Raw genomic sequence first — 14,694 nt, 5'->3', positions numbered from 1 at the left:
CCTAGTGCCGCTATTCCACTCGGTATGAGCGGATCAGTGTGTGAGGGCGGTGGCGATGCGGCCGCCGAGGGCGACATTGCCGCGGTAGACGTCGATGTTGACCTGGAGGCTGCGTCCGTCGGTGTCGCGCTGGATGAAGTCCAGGAGGAACGGGGTGGTGTCGTTGCCCGTGATCCCGGACTTCTCGGCCTGTTCCCAGGCGCGGGCGAGGATCGCGTCGAGTTCGGCGGGCGGCAGCTGCTTGTCCGCGGGGACGGGGTTGGCGAGCAGGACCGCCTGGGGCAGTCCCAGGGCGTCACGGCTGTCCAGGATGGCGGCGGCCTGTTCGGGGGTGGAGACCGAGTACGCGATCTCGTGTCCGGACTCGGTCACGTAGAAGCCGGGGTACTTGGTGGTGCCGAAGCCGAGCACGGGGATGTTCAGCGTCTCGAACCGCTCGAGCGTCGCGGCGACGTCCAGGATCGACTTCACACCCGCGCTGATCACGACTATCGGAGTCTGGGCGAGAGTGGTCATGTCCGCGGACTCGTCGAACGTCTGCGCCGCGCCGTGGTGCACACCGCCCAGACCACCGGTGGAGAACACCTTGATGCCGGCCTCGTGCGCGAGGAACGCCGTCGCGGCCACCGTGGTCCCGCCGTGCAGGCCCAGGGTGCTCACCACCGGCAGGTCACGCAGACTCGCCTTCGCGATACCGTCCGTCGCGGCGAGCTCGGTGATCTCCTCGACGCTCAGCCCCACCGTCGGCCGGCCCCCGAACACTCCGATCGTCGCGGGCACGACACCCTGCGCACGAAGGCTCTCCTCGGCTTCCAGAGCCACCTCCAGGTTCCGTGGACGCGGCAGACCGTGCGTGAAGATCGTCGACTCCAGCGCCACCACCGGACGCCCCTCACGGACAGCCTCCCGAACCTCGTCAGAGACCCGGACGGCGGTTACGGATGCACTCATCAGCTGCAACTTCCCTCTTGTCAAACAATTCTTCCGAAACCGGCCACGCGCCGGTCGCCTCACGGTATGAACCCCGACAACCAAAAACCATAAAGAGATCCGGCGCTTTTCATCGACTTTGCCTATGAGTGCTCGGGCTTCTGACGGAACTCGGCTCCGCTGACGCCAGGTGTCGCCCGGACAGTGGCCCGGGGCTCGGGGATCGGCTGCGCCATCCAGGGGTGTCGGCCGCCCGTGAAGGTGTCGCAGGGCCGTCGGCGGGGCGCGGAGTGTTTGCGTGGTGGGGTTGTACTCCCCCCAAACGGAGCGGTTCGATGCTGCTGACCTTGCACGAGCGTGAGCGTTTGATGATCTACACGGCTGCCAAACTTGCCGCCGAGCGCAGAGACCGTGGTCTGAAGCTCAATCTTCCCGAGTCGACGGCCCTGATCGCGTCGTTCCTGCAGGAGGGAGCGCGGGACGGCCGGACGGTGACCGATCTCATGGAGGCCGGCCGGGAGGTGCTCGGGCGGGACGACGTGATGGACGGGGTGCCGGAGATGCTCGCCCAGTTGCAGGTGGAGGCGACCTTTCCGGACGGCACCAAGCTGATCACGGTGACGGGGCCGATCTCGTGACCCGTGGTGAACATCCCAGCGACGACCCGGGTGGCGCCGGGCGACTGCAGGCGTCACGGCACCCGCACAGCGGTCCGAACGTCCCGAGCCTTCCGCGGCGTACGGGAACGGGCGAGCGGCAGGCCCCGAGGGAGCACTACACCGGTGAACAGCCGCATCTCGACCGGCCGTTGGTGCCGGGGGAGATCCTCTACGGCGACGGCCCCGTGGTCATCAACGAGGGGAGGGACGCCCTCACCCTGCGGGTCATCAACACCGGCGACCGCCCCGTTCAGGTCGGCTCGCACTACCACTTCGCCGAGTCGAACCCCGCGCTGGAGTTCGACCGGCAGGCGGCTTGGGGCAGACGGCTGAACGTGCTGTCCGGTGGCTCGGTGAGGTTCGAGCCGGGTGCGTTGGTGGAAGTGACACTGATCCCGATCGCGGGGCAGCGCATCGTCGCCGGGCTGCGTGGAGAGTGCGGAGGGTCCCTCGATGGCTGACGTCCAGCGCAGGGAGTACGCCGCGGCGTTCGGCCCCACGGCGGGCGACCGGATTCGGCTGGCGGACACGAATCTGTTCATCGAGGTCGAGGAAGACCGCTGCGCCGGCGGCGACGAAGCGGTTTTCGGCGGCGGGAAATCGGTCCGCGAATCGATGGGGCAGTCCCGGGCCACCCGGGCGGAAGGGACTCCGGACCTCGTCATCACCGGTGCCGTCGTCCTGGACCACTGGGGTGTGGTGAAGGCCGACGTCGGTATCCGGGACGGCCGGATCACCGCTCTCGGCAAGGCCGGCAACCCGGAGACCATGGACGGGATTCACCCCGGCCTGGTCATCGGGCCGTCGACGGAGATCGCCGCTGGCAACGGCATGATCCTTACCGCCGGAACCGTCGACACGCATGTGCACTTCGTGGGCCCGGACATGCTCGAGGAGGCTCTGGCCGCAGGCACCACGACCGTCGTCGGCGGGGGGACCGGCCCCACTCAAGGCTCCATGGCGACCCTGGCGACGCCCGGCACATGGTGGCTGGAGAGGATGCTGGAGTCCTTCGAGCCATGGCCGGTCAACGTGCTGTTCCTGGCCCGTGGAAATACGGTGTCCCACGAGGCGCTGTGGGAGCAACTGCGCGGCGGGGCAGCGGGGTTCAAGGTCCACGAGGACTGGGGAGCGACCCCCGCGGCCGTCGACGCCGCGCTGACCGTCGCCGACCAGGCAGGCGTGCAGGTCGCGATCCACAGCGACACACTCAACGAGGCAGGGTTCGTGGAGGACCTCCTCACCGCGGTCCGGGGCCGTACGTTCCATGCCTTCCACACCGAGGGCGCGGGAGGCGGACACGCCCCGGACATCATCCGGATCGCCGGGGAGCCGTACGTGCTGCCGGCATCGACCAATCCCACCCGGCCGTTCACGCACAACACCATCGCCGAGCACCTGGACATGGTGATGGTGGCCCACCACCTCAACCCGCAGGTACCCAACGACCTGGCGTTCGCCGAGAGCCGGGTCCGGGCCGGAACCATCGCCGCCGAGGACGTCCTTCAGGACCTCGGCGCCCTGTCGATCATGTCGTCGGACGCGCAGGCGATGGGCCGGGTCTCCGAGGTCGTGTCCCGGACCTGGCAGACCGCCCACCGGATGAAGGAACTGCGCGGGCCGCTGCCCGGGGACGACCGGGCGGACAACCACCGGGCCCGCCGCTACATCGCGAAGTACACGATCTGCCCGGCCGTCGCGCACGGGCTGGAGGGCGAGGTCGGCTCCGTCGAGCCGGGCAAGATGGCGGACCTGGTGCTGTGGCAGCCTGCGCTGTTCGGGGTGCGGCCGTCCGTCGTCTTCAAGGCCGGTATGGCGGCCGCCGCCGCGCTCGGCGATCCCAGCGCCTCGGTGCCCACCCCGCACCCCGTGCTGCCGCGCCTCGGGTTCAACGCCAAGAGCCCGTCGGCGGCGTCGACCAGCGTCGCGTTCGTCTCGCCGGCCGCAGTCGAGCACGGGCTGGGCGACCGGCTCACGAGGGTCGCCCGCCGACTGGTGCCCGTGGCCGACGTACGGGGCCGTGGCAAGGCGGACCTGCCGGAGAACACCGCGCTGCCCCGCATCGAGGTCGACCCCGATACCTACAGCGTCCGCGTCGACGGCGAGCTGATCGAGCACGAGCCCGCCCACGAGCTGCCCCTGACGCAGCGCTACTTCCTCTTCTAGATGACGACACCAGCAGGCCCGGCCGAGCCGCGCACCACACCGGCCGAGCCCTGCACCACAGCAGCGCGGACAGCGCGAAACTCGCTCTCCGCGCTGCTCCTGCTCGCCGACGGTCGCTTCCCCGCCGGAGCGCACGCGCACTCCGGCGGGCTGGAGGCGGCCGTCGCCCTGGAAGGCGTGCACGACCTTGCCGGTCTGGAAGCCTTCCTGAGCGGCAGATCCGCGACCGTGGGCCACGTCGCTGCGGCCTTCGCCGCCGCGGCCTGCGCAGCGCTCCGGCCCGGCGGCCCTCCGTGGGCCCAGGGCGGGCCGTCCGCAGGCCCACTGCGTACGCTCGACGACGAACTGGAGGCGCGCACTCCCTCTCCAGCCCTGCGCACCGCCTCCCGCCGCCTGGGCCGCCAACTGCTGCGCTGCGCTCGCCTGGTGTGGCCCGACAGCACCCTCGACGAACTCGCCGCCGTCGTACCGTGCGGCCCGCACCAGCCGGTCGTCCTGGGAGCCGTCTGTGCCGCAGCCGGCCTGGACCCGCAGGCCGCGGCATGGGCGGCCGCACACGATGCGGTCGTGGGCCCGGCGACCGCCGCGATCCGCCTGCTCGGACTCGACCCCTTCGCCGTGTACGCGCTGCTCGCCCGGATGGGCGGACAGATCGACAGTGCGGCCGCCGCGGGCGCCGCACAGGTCGACGTTCCCCCGGCGGATCTGCCCGCCCGGGGAACCCCGTTGCTCGATGTGTCCACCGAACGACACGCCACCTGGGAGGTGCGTCTCTTTGCATCGTGAATCCGCACTCGTCGGCGACCACGGCGGAGAAGGATCCGCGCGACAGCCGAGCGGTTCCCGACCGCCCGCGGACGCGGCACACCCCGACCCGCCGGGGCGCGGCAGCACGGCCCTTCGGATCGGCATCGGCGGCCCCGTCGGTTCGGGCAAGACCGCTCTCGTGGCCGCGTTGTGCCGCACTCTGAGCACCGAATACGAGCTGGCGGTGGTGACCAACGACATCTACACCACCGAGGACGCCGACTTTCTGCTGCGCCGTGGTGTGCTCCCCGCCGAGCGAGTCCGCGCGGTCGAAACCGGCTGTTGCCCTCATACCGCGATCCGGGACGACATCTCGGCCAACGTGGAGGCCATCGAGGAACTCGAGGCGGGCCTGCCGCCTCTGCACCTCGTGCTGGTCGAGAGCGGCGGCGACAACCTCACCGCCACGTTCAGCAGCGGGTTGATCGACCGTCAGATCTTCGTCGTCGACGTCGCCGGCGGGGACAAGGTCCCCCGCAAGGGCGGCCCCGGGGTCACGCGTTCCGACCTGCTCGTCATCAACAAAACCGACCTTGCGCCGCACGTCGGCGCCGATCTGGGCGTGATGGAGCGCGACGCCCGGGCGCAGCGCGGCGAACTGCCGGTGCTGTTCACCTCCCTGACGCAGGATTCCGGCGCCACGGCCGTCGCCGCCTGGATCCGGGAACTCATCGCCGTACCCGCCCGCTGATGCGTGCCCGTGCCGAGCTGGCGGTCGAGGGTCCTGGCGGACCGGCGGGCAGCCGTATCGCCCGGCTGCGTTCGGACGGCCCGCTGCTGCTGCGCCCTGCCATCGCGACCGGCCCCGAGCCGTTCCGGCGCTGGGGACTGGCCGGCCCGGGCACCGTCCGGGTCGCCCGGGTGGCCGGTACGGGCGGACCTCTGGGAGGGGACGATCTGCGGCTCCATGTGGACGTCGGCGCCGGTGCCGCCCTGGTCCTGCGCGACGTCTCCGCGACGGTGGCCCAGCCCGGTCCGCACGGCGAGCCCTGCCGGATCCGGACGACGGTACAGGTGGGACAGGACGCCACCCTGACGTGGCTGCCTGAGCCGGTCATCGCCGCACGCGGCTGCGATCACCACGTCACCACGTACATCGACCTGATGCCGGGCGCACGCCTGCTGCTGCGTGAGGAATTGCTGCTCGGCAGGCACGGGGAGACGCCCGGTGCCTGCCGGCAGCGGCTCCGCGTCTGCCGGTCGGGCCGGGCCGAGTACGACCAAGAACTGATCCTTGGGCCTGACGCCCCCGGCTGGCAGGGCCCTGTCGTCACCGGAGGCCGCCGGGCACTGGGCTCGCTCCTCGTGGTCGATCCGTACTGGGAGAGCAACCCGGAGGCCCTGCCCGCCGCCACGTCCCGTCCAGACACCGCCCTCCTCCCGCTGTCCGCCTCCACGGTCCTGTTCACGGCGCTCGCCGAGGACGCCCTCGACCTTCGCCGGCGGCTGGACGCCGGCCTGACGGAGCTGGAGGAAGGCGCAGGTCCGGGGGAGCTGGAGGAAGCCGGTCCGGGCGAGCTGGAGGAAGAGGCTTCGCGGGCGGCGGTTCGGAGCTGATCGTCATCTGCGGTGGTGGGGCTCGTGGGTCAGTCGTGCCAGTCGAGTTGCTGCTTCGAGATCCCGACGGATCGCCCGTAGTCCTGGGCTTGACGACGGCCTTCGGCTTGGCCGCGGGGACAGCGGAAGACTTTGCCGACACCGATCCCGCCGCCCGCCGCCATCGTCGGCCGCCGGGCGAATTGTCCGTGGCCGGAGGGAACTTGACGGGTACGGAGACGTCTATCCGTCCATCCATCCTGTTGTGCGAAGCGGCATTTTATGGCCTGCTCCACTGGCCGTTACGGTCGGATTCATGGACTGGAATCTTCAGACGGCCGAAATGCTCGTGGCCGCTTTGCGTGCTGGTGAAGTGACCTCGGTGGAACTGACCGACGAGGCGATCGCCCGTATCGAACGGGACGACAAGACGATCAACGCGATCTGCGTACCGGACTTCGACCGTGCACGGGCCGCCGCGCGTGATGCCGACCGGGCACGCGCCCGCGGTGAGGACCGGCCCCTGCTCGGCATTCCGGTGACGGTCAAGGAGTCCTACAACATCGCCGGGCTGCCCACGTCCTGGGGCATGCCGCTCCACCGGAACCACATGCCGGCCGAGGACGCGGTGCAGGTGTCGCGGCTCAAGGCCGCGGGCGCGGTGGTGCTCGGTAAGACCAATGTGCCGTTGGGGCTGCAAGACATCCAGAGCTTCAACGAGATCTACGGCACCACCAACAACCCGTGGGACCACCGTCGTACGTCGGGCGGATCCTCCGGCGGCTCGGCGGCGGCCCTGGCGTCGGGATTCGGCGCGCTGTCCATCGGCTCCGACCTCGCCGGTTCGTTGCGCACCCCCGCGCATTTCTGCGGCGTCTACGCACACAAGCCCACCCTTGGGCTGGCGGCGAGCCGCGGTAGTTTGGCCCCGCCGACCGCACCGGCATTGCCGGCCGACCCTGACCTCGCCGTCGTCGGTCCGATGGCTCGTACTGCCCGCGACCTCACACTCCTGCTCGACGTCATGGCCGGACCGGACCCGCTGACGCTCGGTGTGGCACACGAGTTGACGCTGCCGCCCGCGCGCCGCGAGCGGCTCTGCGACTTCCGGGTCCTGGTCCTCGACGAGCATCCGCTGATTCCGACCGGGGCCGCGGTGCGGGCGGGCGTGAACCGGGTGGCCGACGCGCTTGTCGACGGCGGCGCCCGCGTCGAACGGCACAGTCCGCTGCTGCCCGATCTGACCGAAGCCGCCGTGCTCTACACGCAGTTGCTGTTCTCGAGCACGGTTGCGCGTTTCCCCGTCGAAGCATACGAGCAGCTGCGGACCCGCGCCGCCGCACTGCGGGCGGACGACCAGAGTCTCGACGCGGCGCGGCTGCGCGCCATGGTGTTCAGTCACCTCGACTGGATCGTGGCGAACGGCCGTCGCGAGGTCCACCGCCACGGCTGGCGGCAGCTCTTCGCCGAGTTCGACGCCGTGGTGTGCCCCATCACGCCCACTCCCGCGTTCCCGCACGACCATAACCCCGACCTGATGAAACGTCGGATCGACATCGACGGGATCGAATACCCGTACTTCGACCAGCTCGTCTGGGCGGGACTACCCACCATGCCCGGCCTGCCCGCCACCGCCATACCAACGGGCCGATCCCCCGAGGGCCTGCCGGTGGGAGTGCAGCTCATCGGCCCGATGTTCGAGGACCGCACCCCGCTGCGGCTGGCCGAACTGCTCGAGCAGAAGATCGGCGGCTTCCAGGCACCTGAGTAGGGCGGACTACTGGGTGTTTGTCGAGGACGAGGTGCGGACCGCTACGAGCCCCTCCCCGGGCTCGTAGTCGGACCTTCGTCTTCTGCTTGGCCAGGCACGCGCGGAGAGACCCCGGCTTCGGTGGTGACGTGCACGACCGCACGGGTCCGGCCGTGTGCGACGAGCTTCGGCGCCCCCGATGTCCGAAGCGCGTTCACATGCGTCACCGAAGCACCTCGGCACCTCGGCCGGCCGCGATCGCAGTGAGAAGGGGGAACGCGATGAGCAGCGCGACCGCGACGAGGAGTCCGCTTGCCCACAGCGGCCCGAGAACCCCGGCTTCGGTGCTGAGGGTGGTCACTGCGATGAGGGGGCCGACGGCGGCGCCGACGTTGAGTGCCGCGGTCGCATAAGAGCCGGCCATGGCGGGAGCTCCCGCGGCCTCGTAGAGGACCCGCGTGATCAGCGTGCTGCCCAACGCGAACGACAGCGCGCCCTGTACGAACACGAGGGTGAGGAGCGGGACCGGCTCGTCGGCCAGCATTGCCAGGGCCGGCCAGCCGATGAGCAGCAGCGGACCACCGACAGCGATGACCAGGGCGGGACGCTGGTCGGACACCCGGCCGGCGATCGTCACGCCGACGAAGGAACCGGCACCGAAGAGCACCAGAACGACAGGGACCCACCACTCGCCCAGCCCGGCGGTGCCGGTCACAACGGGGGCAAGGAAGGTGAAACTCGCTAACGTTGCCGAGTTCACCAGCGCGCCGAGCAGCATCACCAGGACCAACCGTGGCTTTGCGAGCTGAGCGAGCTCCGCTCGCAAAGCCGGCCTGTGGGCCGCCTCATCCTTCACACGTTCCGCTGCGATCCCCTTCAGGATGCCGGCAGCCGCAGGCAGGCAGAGAGCGGCGACAGCCCAGAACGCGGCCCGCCAGCCGAGCCACGTGCCGAGGAGCGACCCACCTGGGACGCCGGCGATCGTGGCCACTGTCGTGCCTGACAGCAGTACGGCCAGCGCACGGCCCTTCTTGTCGGGCGGGACCAGCGTGCCGGCGGCCGTCAGAGCGACGGCAAGGAACCCTGCGTTCGCGAGCGCGGCGACGACTCGGGTGGCGAACAGGACGGAGAAGCTCGTGGTGACGGCGCCCAGGGCGTGAGCTGTCGCGAAAGTGAGGATGAACCCGAGCAGGGTGGAGCGCCTGGGCCAGGTGCGGGCAAGCGCGGCCACCAGGGGGGCACCGACGATCATGCCGACCGCGAACGCGGAGGTGAGGATGCCCGCTGTCCCGACGGTGACGTCGAGATCAGAGGCGATGTCCGGCAAGAGGCCGGCGAGCATGAACTCCGAGGTGCCCATGGCGAAGACCGCCATGGCAAGCAGGTACAGCGGAAAAGGCATCGAGTGGCTCCGAGGTGAGGAGAGGCACGAGAAGGTCATCTCGTCACCGCGGCCAGCCCCAAGAGCACACCCGTCCCACCACGGAATGCGGCGCGACGACAGGGCTATTGACTCAGTGGTTCAGGGGACTGACGGCGTGACCGAAAGCCCCCTCCTTGTCTGACTCAGGACTCGACATGGCCCGCACGCTACCCGACCGATGCCCGCCGAGACACCTCGGTTTCACCGGCACCGGCACCGGCACCGGCACCGGACCGCGCCACGGACGTCATGTCCCGCTTCGGCCCGGAGTCCCGGTGCTCATCACAGGAATGGCACCTACGCACTCATTGTTGAACAGGTCATCTGCGCAGCATGCGATCCATCGGACAGCGCACTTCGACAACGAAGCGCCGCAGATGAGAAGGCAAACGTCATGCTCAAGATCGGCATCATCCTCGGCAGCACCCGCCCAAACCGCAACGGCGAACAGGTGGCCAAGTGGGTGCTCGACATCGCCTCGCGCCGCGACGACGCCACCTTCGAGCTCATCGACCTCCGCGACCACCCCTTGCCACACCTCGACGAGCCGATGCCGCCGTCACTCGGCCAGTACCAGCACGAGCACACCAAGCAATGGGCGGCCAAGATCGCGTCGTTCGACGGGTTCGTCATCGTGACACCGGAGTACAACCACGCCATCCCCGGCGCACTGAAGAACGCAATGGACTTCCTCTACGCCGAATGGAACAACAAGGCGCTCGGATTCGTGTCGTACGGCGGAGTCGGCGGCGTCCGGGCCGTCGAGCAGCTGCGGCTCGTCGCCGGGGAGCTCCAAATGGCCGACGTGCGCCAGCAGGTCGCGCTGTCGATGATCACCGAATTCGAGAACTACAGAGTCTTCAAGCCCGGCGACTACCATCTGCCGGCCCTGAACACGATGCTCGACCAGGTCATCGCCTGGAGCACCGCGCTCGCACCGCTGCGCATGGCCTCGGCCGTCGCCGCCTGAGCTGACCCCCTGTCCTGGAACGCCCAGCAGGTTCACCTGCGCGAGATCCCGGAGGGGCGGCGGTGCCACGTCAGTCGAGTGGCCACGTCAGCCGAGTGCGCGGTCGAGGTTGAAGGCAGCGCTGATCAGGGAGAGGTGGGTGAAGGCCTGGGGGAAGTTGCCGAGTTGCTCGCCGGTCGGGCCGATCTCCTCGGCGAACAGGCCGAGGTGGTTGCCGTAGGTGAGCATCTTCTCGAAAGCGAGCCGGGCCTCCTCCAGCCGGCCTGCACGGGCCAGTGCCTCGACGTACCAGAAGGAGCAGATGGAGAAGGTTCCCTCGGGGCCGTGCAGGCCGTCGGGGCTGGTGGCCGGGTCGTAGCGGTGGACCAGGGAGTCGGAGACCAGGTCCGCGGTGAGGGCGTCCAGGGTGGAGAGCCACTTGGGGTCGGTGGGCGCGATGAACTTGGCCATCGGCATCATCAGCAGCGAGGCGTCCAGCTCACCGTCGTCCAGGGCCTGGACGAACGCGCCCCGCTGGGCCGACCAGCCGCGCTGCATGATCTGCCGGTAGATCGCGTCCCGGGACTTCCGCCAGCGGGGCAGGTCCGCCGGGAGGCCCCGGCGGTTCGCCATGCGCATCGCCCGCTCCAGTGCCACCCAGCACATCAGCCGCGAGTACACGAAGTTCCGCCGGCCCGAGCGGGTCTCCCAGATTCCTTCGTCGGGCTGGTCCCAGTGCTCGCAGACCCAGTCCGCCATCGTGCCGACCTCGTCCCAGCGGGCGCTGCTGATCGGCTGTCCCCACTTGTCGTACAGGTAGATCGAGTCGATCAGGGCTCCGTAGATGTCGAGCTGGAGCTGGCCGGTGGCGGCGTTGCCGATCCGGACCGGTGCGGAGCCGAGGTAGCCCTCCAGGTGCGGCAGCTCGTACTCGGGCAGTTCGCTGCGCCCGTCGATGCCGTACATGATCTGCAACGGGCCGTTCGCACTGGCGCCGCGCTCGGAGAGGAACCCCATGAACGCCTCGGCCTCTGAGGTGAACCCGAGGCGCAGCATGGCGTAGACGCAGAAGGCGGCGTCGCGGACCCAGACGTAGCGGTAGTCCCAGTTGCGCTCGCCGCCGATCTGCTCGGGCAGGCTCGTGGTCGGTGCGGCGACGATGGCGCCGGTGGGTGCGTAGGTGAGCAGCTTGAGCACCAGAGCGGAGCGGTTCACCATTTCCCGCCACCGCCCGTGGTAGCGCGAACCGGCCAGCCAGTGACGCCAGAACCTGACCGTCGCATCGGCCTGCTCCTGCGCCTCGCGGCGTGGACAGGCCCGAGGGGCCACGTCGTCGCCGACCTGGTCGAGGGCGAACACGTTGGACTCGCCCTCGAGGAGCTTGAAGTGCGACCACACGTCCCGGCCGTCGGTCTCCAGGGGTGCGGTGGCGGTCAGCGCGAGCGTCAGTGACGGGGACTGGAACACCGCCTCGTTGCCTTCGAGGTGCGTGGTGTGTGCTTCGGCGCCGTAGCCGAAGCGGGGGGCGATCCGCGCTTTGAAGGGGAGGGTGCCGCGGACGCAGATCACCCGCCGGATCAGCCGGTGCCGGGACGCCTCCCGCGACTCGTCGACCACGGGCATGAAGTCCTGGATCTCGGCCACGCCGTCTGCGGCGAAGAACCGTGTGATCAGGACGTTCGTGTCGGGGAAGTAGAACTGCCTGGTGCGTGTCGGCACGTCGGCGGCCAGCTCGAACGAGCCACCCCGGTCGGCGTCGAGGATCGACCCGAACACGCTGGGCGCGTCGAAGCGCGGGCAGCAGTACCAGTCGATGGTGCCGTTCGTGGCGACCAGGGCGGTGGTTCGAAGATCGCCGATCAGGCCGTGTTCTGAGATCGGTATGTAGCGGCTGTCGGCCTGCTCGAAACCGGTCGTGTCGAACGCCATGACGGCCTCCCTGCCGCTGCGGCGCGGACCTGGAGATGGAGCCTTACGTTTCATGCTAGGCGGCTTTGTTGAACTTCGCTGCTGATCCTTTGACGCGTGGGCGGTGACGGTTCAGGGAAGATCGGCCGTACTCGGGCTGCTCACCGCGATCGTCACCATCCGGGTCCACCGCCAGGACTGACCGGTGCGGAGCCCGAAACTCAGCCGGCCTGAGGGTCGACGAGGGCAGGGCAGCGACTTCGCCCCCGAGTGGTTACCGTCGGTGAATGTGGGCCAGCTCGAGGAACTCGTGCAGGTCATGAGCGGCTTCCAGCACGCACACGCTGCTGACCGCCACGAGCGCACCCACGGCGACAAGCAGGTGGTTCGGGCTGCGCGGGGCGGGCTCGAGCAGGGCGGCGACGCGGCGAGGGATGACGCCCGGGGCAGGGCGACGGCCGAGGACGCCCAGAGCGGCGGCCGGCAGGGTACGGGTGCGTTTGGCGGCCACGGCGGCTCTGGCCACGGTTTCGGCGACCGCGCGCCGGTCACCTGTGTGCTGGGCGGCATACTCGTCGGCCCACCGCTCGACGGTGAACGCGACGGACGTGGCCAGCGGGCGCAGCAGCGGATTGGCGGCGGCCGCGATCTGCGCGAGCGTGACGAACGCGTAGTGATGGTTCTCCAGGTGCGCCCTCTCGTGGGCGAGGATGATGTCGTGGCCGGCGGGATCGAGGGCGTCGAGCATGCCGTGGGAGATCACGATGCGGCCCGGCAGGCCGGGCATCGTGTAGGCATCGGCGTGCCGGTCCTCGGTGACGACGACGGATTCCCGTCCGGGCAGGCAGGCCGCCTCCAGAGCGGCTGACCACAGCGCCCCGGCCCGGCGTACGGTCAAGCGGACGGTGGCCGAGGCCGCGAGGGCCAGCAGCACGGCCCCCGCGACGGCTGCCTGCCAGGTCGCCGGATCATCGCGGGCGATCACCCCGGGCGAGTAGCCCTTGAGCGCGTCGATCAGCGGGACGCGTACCAGCCCGGCCAGGGCCAGCAGGCCGAGGACCACGGTGCTGGACACGGCGAGGATCAGCCCGGCTACGGTCAGCAGCCAGGTCGCCGAGCGAGGCTCCAGGCGGCGGGCGAGCGGGCCAGCGCCCACGCCGGCCAGGGCAGGAAGAAACAACGGCAGGTAGACGGCCAGGTGCATAGGTGTGTGTCTCCGCTACCCGTCGTTGCCCAGGAGGCGGCGCAGCAGGTCTTCGTCGTCATCGGACAACTCGTCCACGAAATGGGTCAGTACCGAGGCGCGGTCGTTGCCCCCTTCCATCACCTGATGCATGTGCCGGGCGGTCAGCCCTGACTCATCGGCGACCGGTGCGTACACGTAACTGCGCCCCTGCGGCGTGCGGTCCAGTACGCCACGGCCGTGCAGCCGGGCGAGCGTGGTGGCCACCGTGGTGTGCGCGAGGGGCGCGGTCAGACGCTCCGCCACCTCGCCAGGCGTCAGGGCGCGTTGGGCGGCGTGCAGCAAGGTGAGGACCTCCGCCTCCAGGGCGCCGTTCGCCCGCCGCCTGCCGCCCGAACCCGGTGCCTGATCGTGGCCGGCCAACATCGTTCTCCTGCCTTCGTGGTCTACAGTCACCAGTATCTTCTATTCGCGAATAGAAGATACTCCTCGATGACACCCCCAACTACCCCCTCGATGGAAAGGCAGCGCCCGTGAGCGCCATCAGCATCGGACAAGCAGTGGTCCTCGGCCTGGTGGAGGGAGTGACGGAGTTCCTGCCCGTCTCCTCCACCGGCCACCTGAAGATCACCGAGGGGCTGATGAACATCCCGGTGGACGACAAGTCCGTCGTCGCTTTCACCGCGGTGATCCAGGTCGGCGCCATCGCCGCAGTGCTCCTCTACTTCTTCAAGGACATCGTCCGCATCATGGGTGCCTGGGGGCGTGGGCTCCGCCACCGGGACCAGCGCTACCACCACGACTACAAATTCGCCTGGTGGGTCATCTACGCCACCATTCCCGTCGTGGTCGTCGGACTGGCCGCCAAGCCGCTGATCGACGGCCCGCTGGCCTCGCTCTGGGTCGTGGCCGGATCGTTGATCGTCGGCAGCGGACTGATGTGGGCCGCCGACCAGATGGGCCGGCACAAGCGTGGCGAGGACGACACCTCCCTCAAGGACGCCATGCTCGTCGGCTCCTCCCAGATCCTGGCCCTTCTCTTCCCCGGCTTCTCGCGTTCCGGCGCCACCATGTCCACCGGGCTCATCCTCGACCTGGACCGCCTCGCCGCCACGCGGCTCTCGTTCTTCCTCGGCATCCCCGCACTCACCGGCGCAGGCCTGTACGAACTCAAGGACGCGGTCGGAGCCGGAGCGGACACGGCGCCCCTGATCGTGGGAACCGCCGTCTCCTTCGTCGTCGCCTACGCCTCCATCGCCTGGCTGCTGAAGTACATCGCCCGACACAGCTTCAACGCCTTCGTCATCTACCGGATCGTCGTCGGCGTACTCCTCTTTGCCCTCCTGGCCACCGGAGCCGTCAACGCCTGAACCGTCCGTCCGC

At 69.6% G+C, this 14,694-nt stretch carries 14 protein-coding genes; 9 read left to right on the top strand and 5 right to left on the bottom strand.

The annotated features are described in order from the left end of the window. Positions 1-33: 33 nt before the first annotated feature. Entirely contained in the window at positions 34-951 is a 918-nt protein-coding gene (locus AC07EJ_RS34015; RefSeq protein ID WP_389491450.1) for a pseudouridine-5'-phosphate glycosidase, read from the bottom strand. Between the two features lie 314 nt (positions 952-1,265). Between AC07EJ_RS34015 and AC07EJ_RS34010 the strand changes: the two genes are divergently transcribed. The 7 genes from AC07EJ_RS34010 (at position 1,266) to AC07EJ_RS33980 (ending at position 7,869) form a co-directional block, all read left to right on the top strand. After that, positions 1,266-1,568: an urease subunit gamma gene (locus AC07EJ_RS34010; protein WP_389491453.1), complete on the top strand. Its 303-nt coding sequence runs from the start codon at positions 1,266-1,268 to the stop codon at positions 1,566-1,568. Positions 1,569-1,738: 170 nt separating this feature from the next. Further along, positions 1,739-2,050, top strand: a complete 312-nt coding sequence (locus tag AC07EJ_RS34005; RefSeq protein WP_389491458.1) for an urease subunit beta — start codon at positions 1,739-1,741, stop codon at positions 2,048-2,050. Then, positions 2,043-3,755 (top strand): urease subunit alpha, encoded by a 1,713-nt coding sequence (locus AC07EJ_RS34000; RefSeq protein WP_389491455.1) that lies wholly within the window; start codon positions 2,043-2,045, stop codon positions 3,753-3,755. The genes AC07EJ_RS34005 and AC07EJ_RS34000 overlap by 8 nt, the downstream gene beginning before the upstream one ends. Further along, positions 3,756-4,541 (top strand): urease accessory protein UreF, encoded by a 786-nt coding sequence (locus AC07EJ_RS33995; protein WP_393585316.1) that lies wholly within the window; start codon positions 3,756-3,758, stop codon positions 4,539-4,541. Further along, positions 4,531-5,253 carry an urease accessory protein UreG gene (ureG, locus tag AC07EJ_RS33990; RefSeq protein WP_478885701.1) on the top strand — a complete coding sequence of 241 codons (723 nt, stop codon included), beginning with the start codon at positions 4,531-4,533 and terminating at the stop codon, positions 5,251-5,253. The genes AC07EJ_RS33995 and ureG overlap by 11 nt, the downstream gene beginning before the upstream one ends. Then, positions 5,253-6,119, top strand: a complete 867-nt coding sequence (locus AC07EJ_RS33985; RefSeq protein ID WP_389487869.1) for an urease accessory protein UreD — start codon at positions 5,253-5,255, stop codon at positions 6,117-6,119. Before ureG ends, AC07EJ_RS33985 begins: the two co-directional genes overlap by 1 nt. Before the next feature lie 295 nt (positions 6,120-6,414). Further along, positions 6,415-7,869: an amidase gene (locus AC07EJ_RS33980; RefSeq protein ID WP_393585318.1), complete on the top strand. Its 1,455-nt coding sequence runs from the start codon at positions 6,415-6,417 to the stop codon at positions 7,867-7,869. 202 nt (positions 7,870-8,071) lie between these two features. Here AC07EJ_RS33980 and AC07EJ_RS33975 read toward each other — a convergent pair whose 3' ends face one another. Further along, positions 8,072-9,250 (bottom strand): Cmx/CmrA family chloramphenicol efflux MFS transporter, encoded by a 1,179-nt coding sequence (locus AC07EJ_RS33975; RefSeq protein ID WP_478885700.1) that lies wholly within the window; start codon positions 9,248-9,250, stop codon positions 8,072-8,074. 415 nt (positions 9,251-9,665) lie between these two features. Here AC07EJ_RS33975 and AC07EJ_RS33970 point away from each other — a divergent pair, with 415 nt between their 5' ends. Then, positions 9,666-10,241: an NADPH-dependent FMN reductase gene (locus AC07EJ_RS33970; RefSeq protein WP_389487875.1), complete on the top strand. Its 576-nt coding sequence runs from the start codon at positions 9,666-9,668 to the stop codon at positions 10,239-10,241. A gap of 87 nt (positions 10,242-10,328) precedes the next feature. Here the strand turns inward: AC07EJ_RS33970 and AC07EJ_RS33965 are convergent, their stop codons facing one another. The 3 genes from AC07EJ_RS33965 to AC07EJ_RS33955 form a co-directional block, all read right to left on the bottom strand. Further along, positions 10,329-12,149, bottom strand: a complete 1,821-nt coding sequence (locus AC07EJ_RS33965; RefSeq protein WP_389487877.1) for a glycoside hydrolase family 15 protein — start codon at positions 12,147-12,149, stop codon at positions 10,329-10,331. Positions 12,150-12,402: 253 nt separating this feature from the next. After that, on the bottom strand, positions 12,403-13,284 hold the full coding sequence (locus AC07EJ_RS33960; RefSeq protein WP_393585324.1) for a M56 family metallopeptidase: 882 nt from the start codon (positions 13,282-13,284) through the stop codon (positions 12,403-12,405). Positions 13,285-13,347: 63 nt separating this feature from the next. Continuing rightward, positions 13,348-13,737: a BlaI/MecI/CopY family transcriptional regulator gene (locus AC07EJ_RS33955; protein ID WP_393585326.1), complete on the bottom strand. Its 390-nt coding sequence runs from the start codon at positions 13,735-13,737 to the stop codon at positions 13,348-13,350. A gap of 107 nt (positions 13,738-13,844) precedes the next feature. Here AC07EJ_RS33955 and AC07EJ_RS33950 point away from each other — a divergent pair, with 107 nt between their 5' ends. Further along, positions 13,845-14,681, top strand: coding sequence for an undecaprenyl-diphosphate phosphatase (locus tag AC07EJ_RS33950; RefSeq protein ID WP_389487882.1), 837 nt, complete (start codon positions 13,845-13,847; stop codon positions 14,679-14,681). Positions 14,682-14,694 lie beyond the last annotated feature (13 nt).

It is taken from the genome of Streptomyces sp. NPDC045026, assembly GCF_056432625.1.
This window is presented reverse-complemented; position numbering and strand designations above follow the sequence as displayed.

Excerpts from the sequence above, each read along its gene's own strand:
- AC07EJ_RS34015 (WP_389491450.1), bottom strand. The coding sequence starts at position 951 with ATGAGTGCATCCGTAACCGCCGTCCGGGTCTCTGACGAGGTTCGGGAG.
- AC07EJ_RS34010 (WP_389491453.1), top strand. The coding sequence starts at position 1,266 with ATGCTGCTGACCTTGCACGAGCGTGAGCGTTTGATGATCTACACGGCT.
- AC07EJ_RS34000 (WP_389491455.1), top strand. The coding sequence starts at position 2,043 with ATGGCTGACGTCCAGCGCAGGGAGTACGCCGCGGCGTTCGGCCCCACG.
- AC07EJ_RS33995 (WP_393585316.1), top strand. The coding sequence starts at position 3,756 with ATGACGACACCAGCAGGCCCGGCCGAGCCGCGCACCACACCGGCCGAG.
- AC07EJ_RS33985 (WP_389487869.1), top strand. The coding sequence starts at position 5,253 with ATGCGTGCCCGTGCCGAGCTGGCGGTCGAGGGTCCTGGCGGACCGGCG.
- AC07EJ_RS33980 (WP_393585318.1), top strand. The coding sequence starts at position 6,415 with ATGGACTGGAATCTTCAGACGGCCGAAATGCTCGTGGCCGCTTTGCGT.
- AC07EJ_RS33975 (WP_478885700.1), bottom strand. The coding sequence starts at position 9,250 with ATGCCTTTTCCGCTGTACCTGCTTGCCATGGCGGTCTTCGCCATGGGC.
- AC07EJ_RS33970 (WP_389487875.1), top strand. The coding sequence starts at position 9,666 with ATGCTCAAGATCGGCATCATCCTCGGCAGCACCCGCCCAAACCGCAAC.
- AC07EJ_RS33965 (WP_389487877.1), bottom strand. The coding sequence starts at position 12,149 with ATGGCGTTCGACACGACCGGTTTCGAGCAGGCCGACAGCCGCTACATA.
- AC07EJ_RS33955 (WP_393585326.1), bottom strand. The coding sequence starts at position 13,737 with ATGTTGGCCGGCCACGATCAGGCACCGGGTTCGGGCGGCAGGCGGCGG.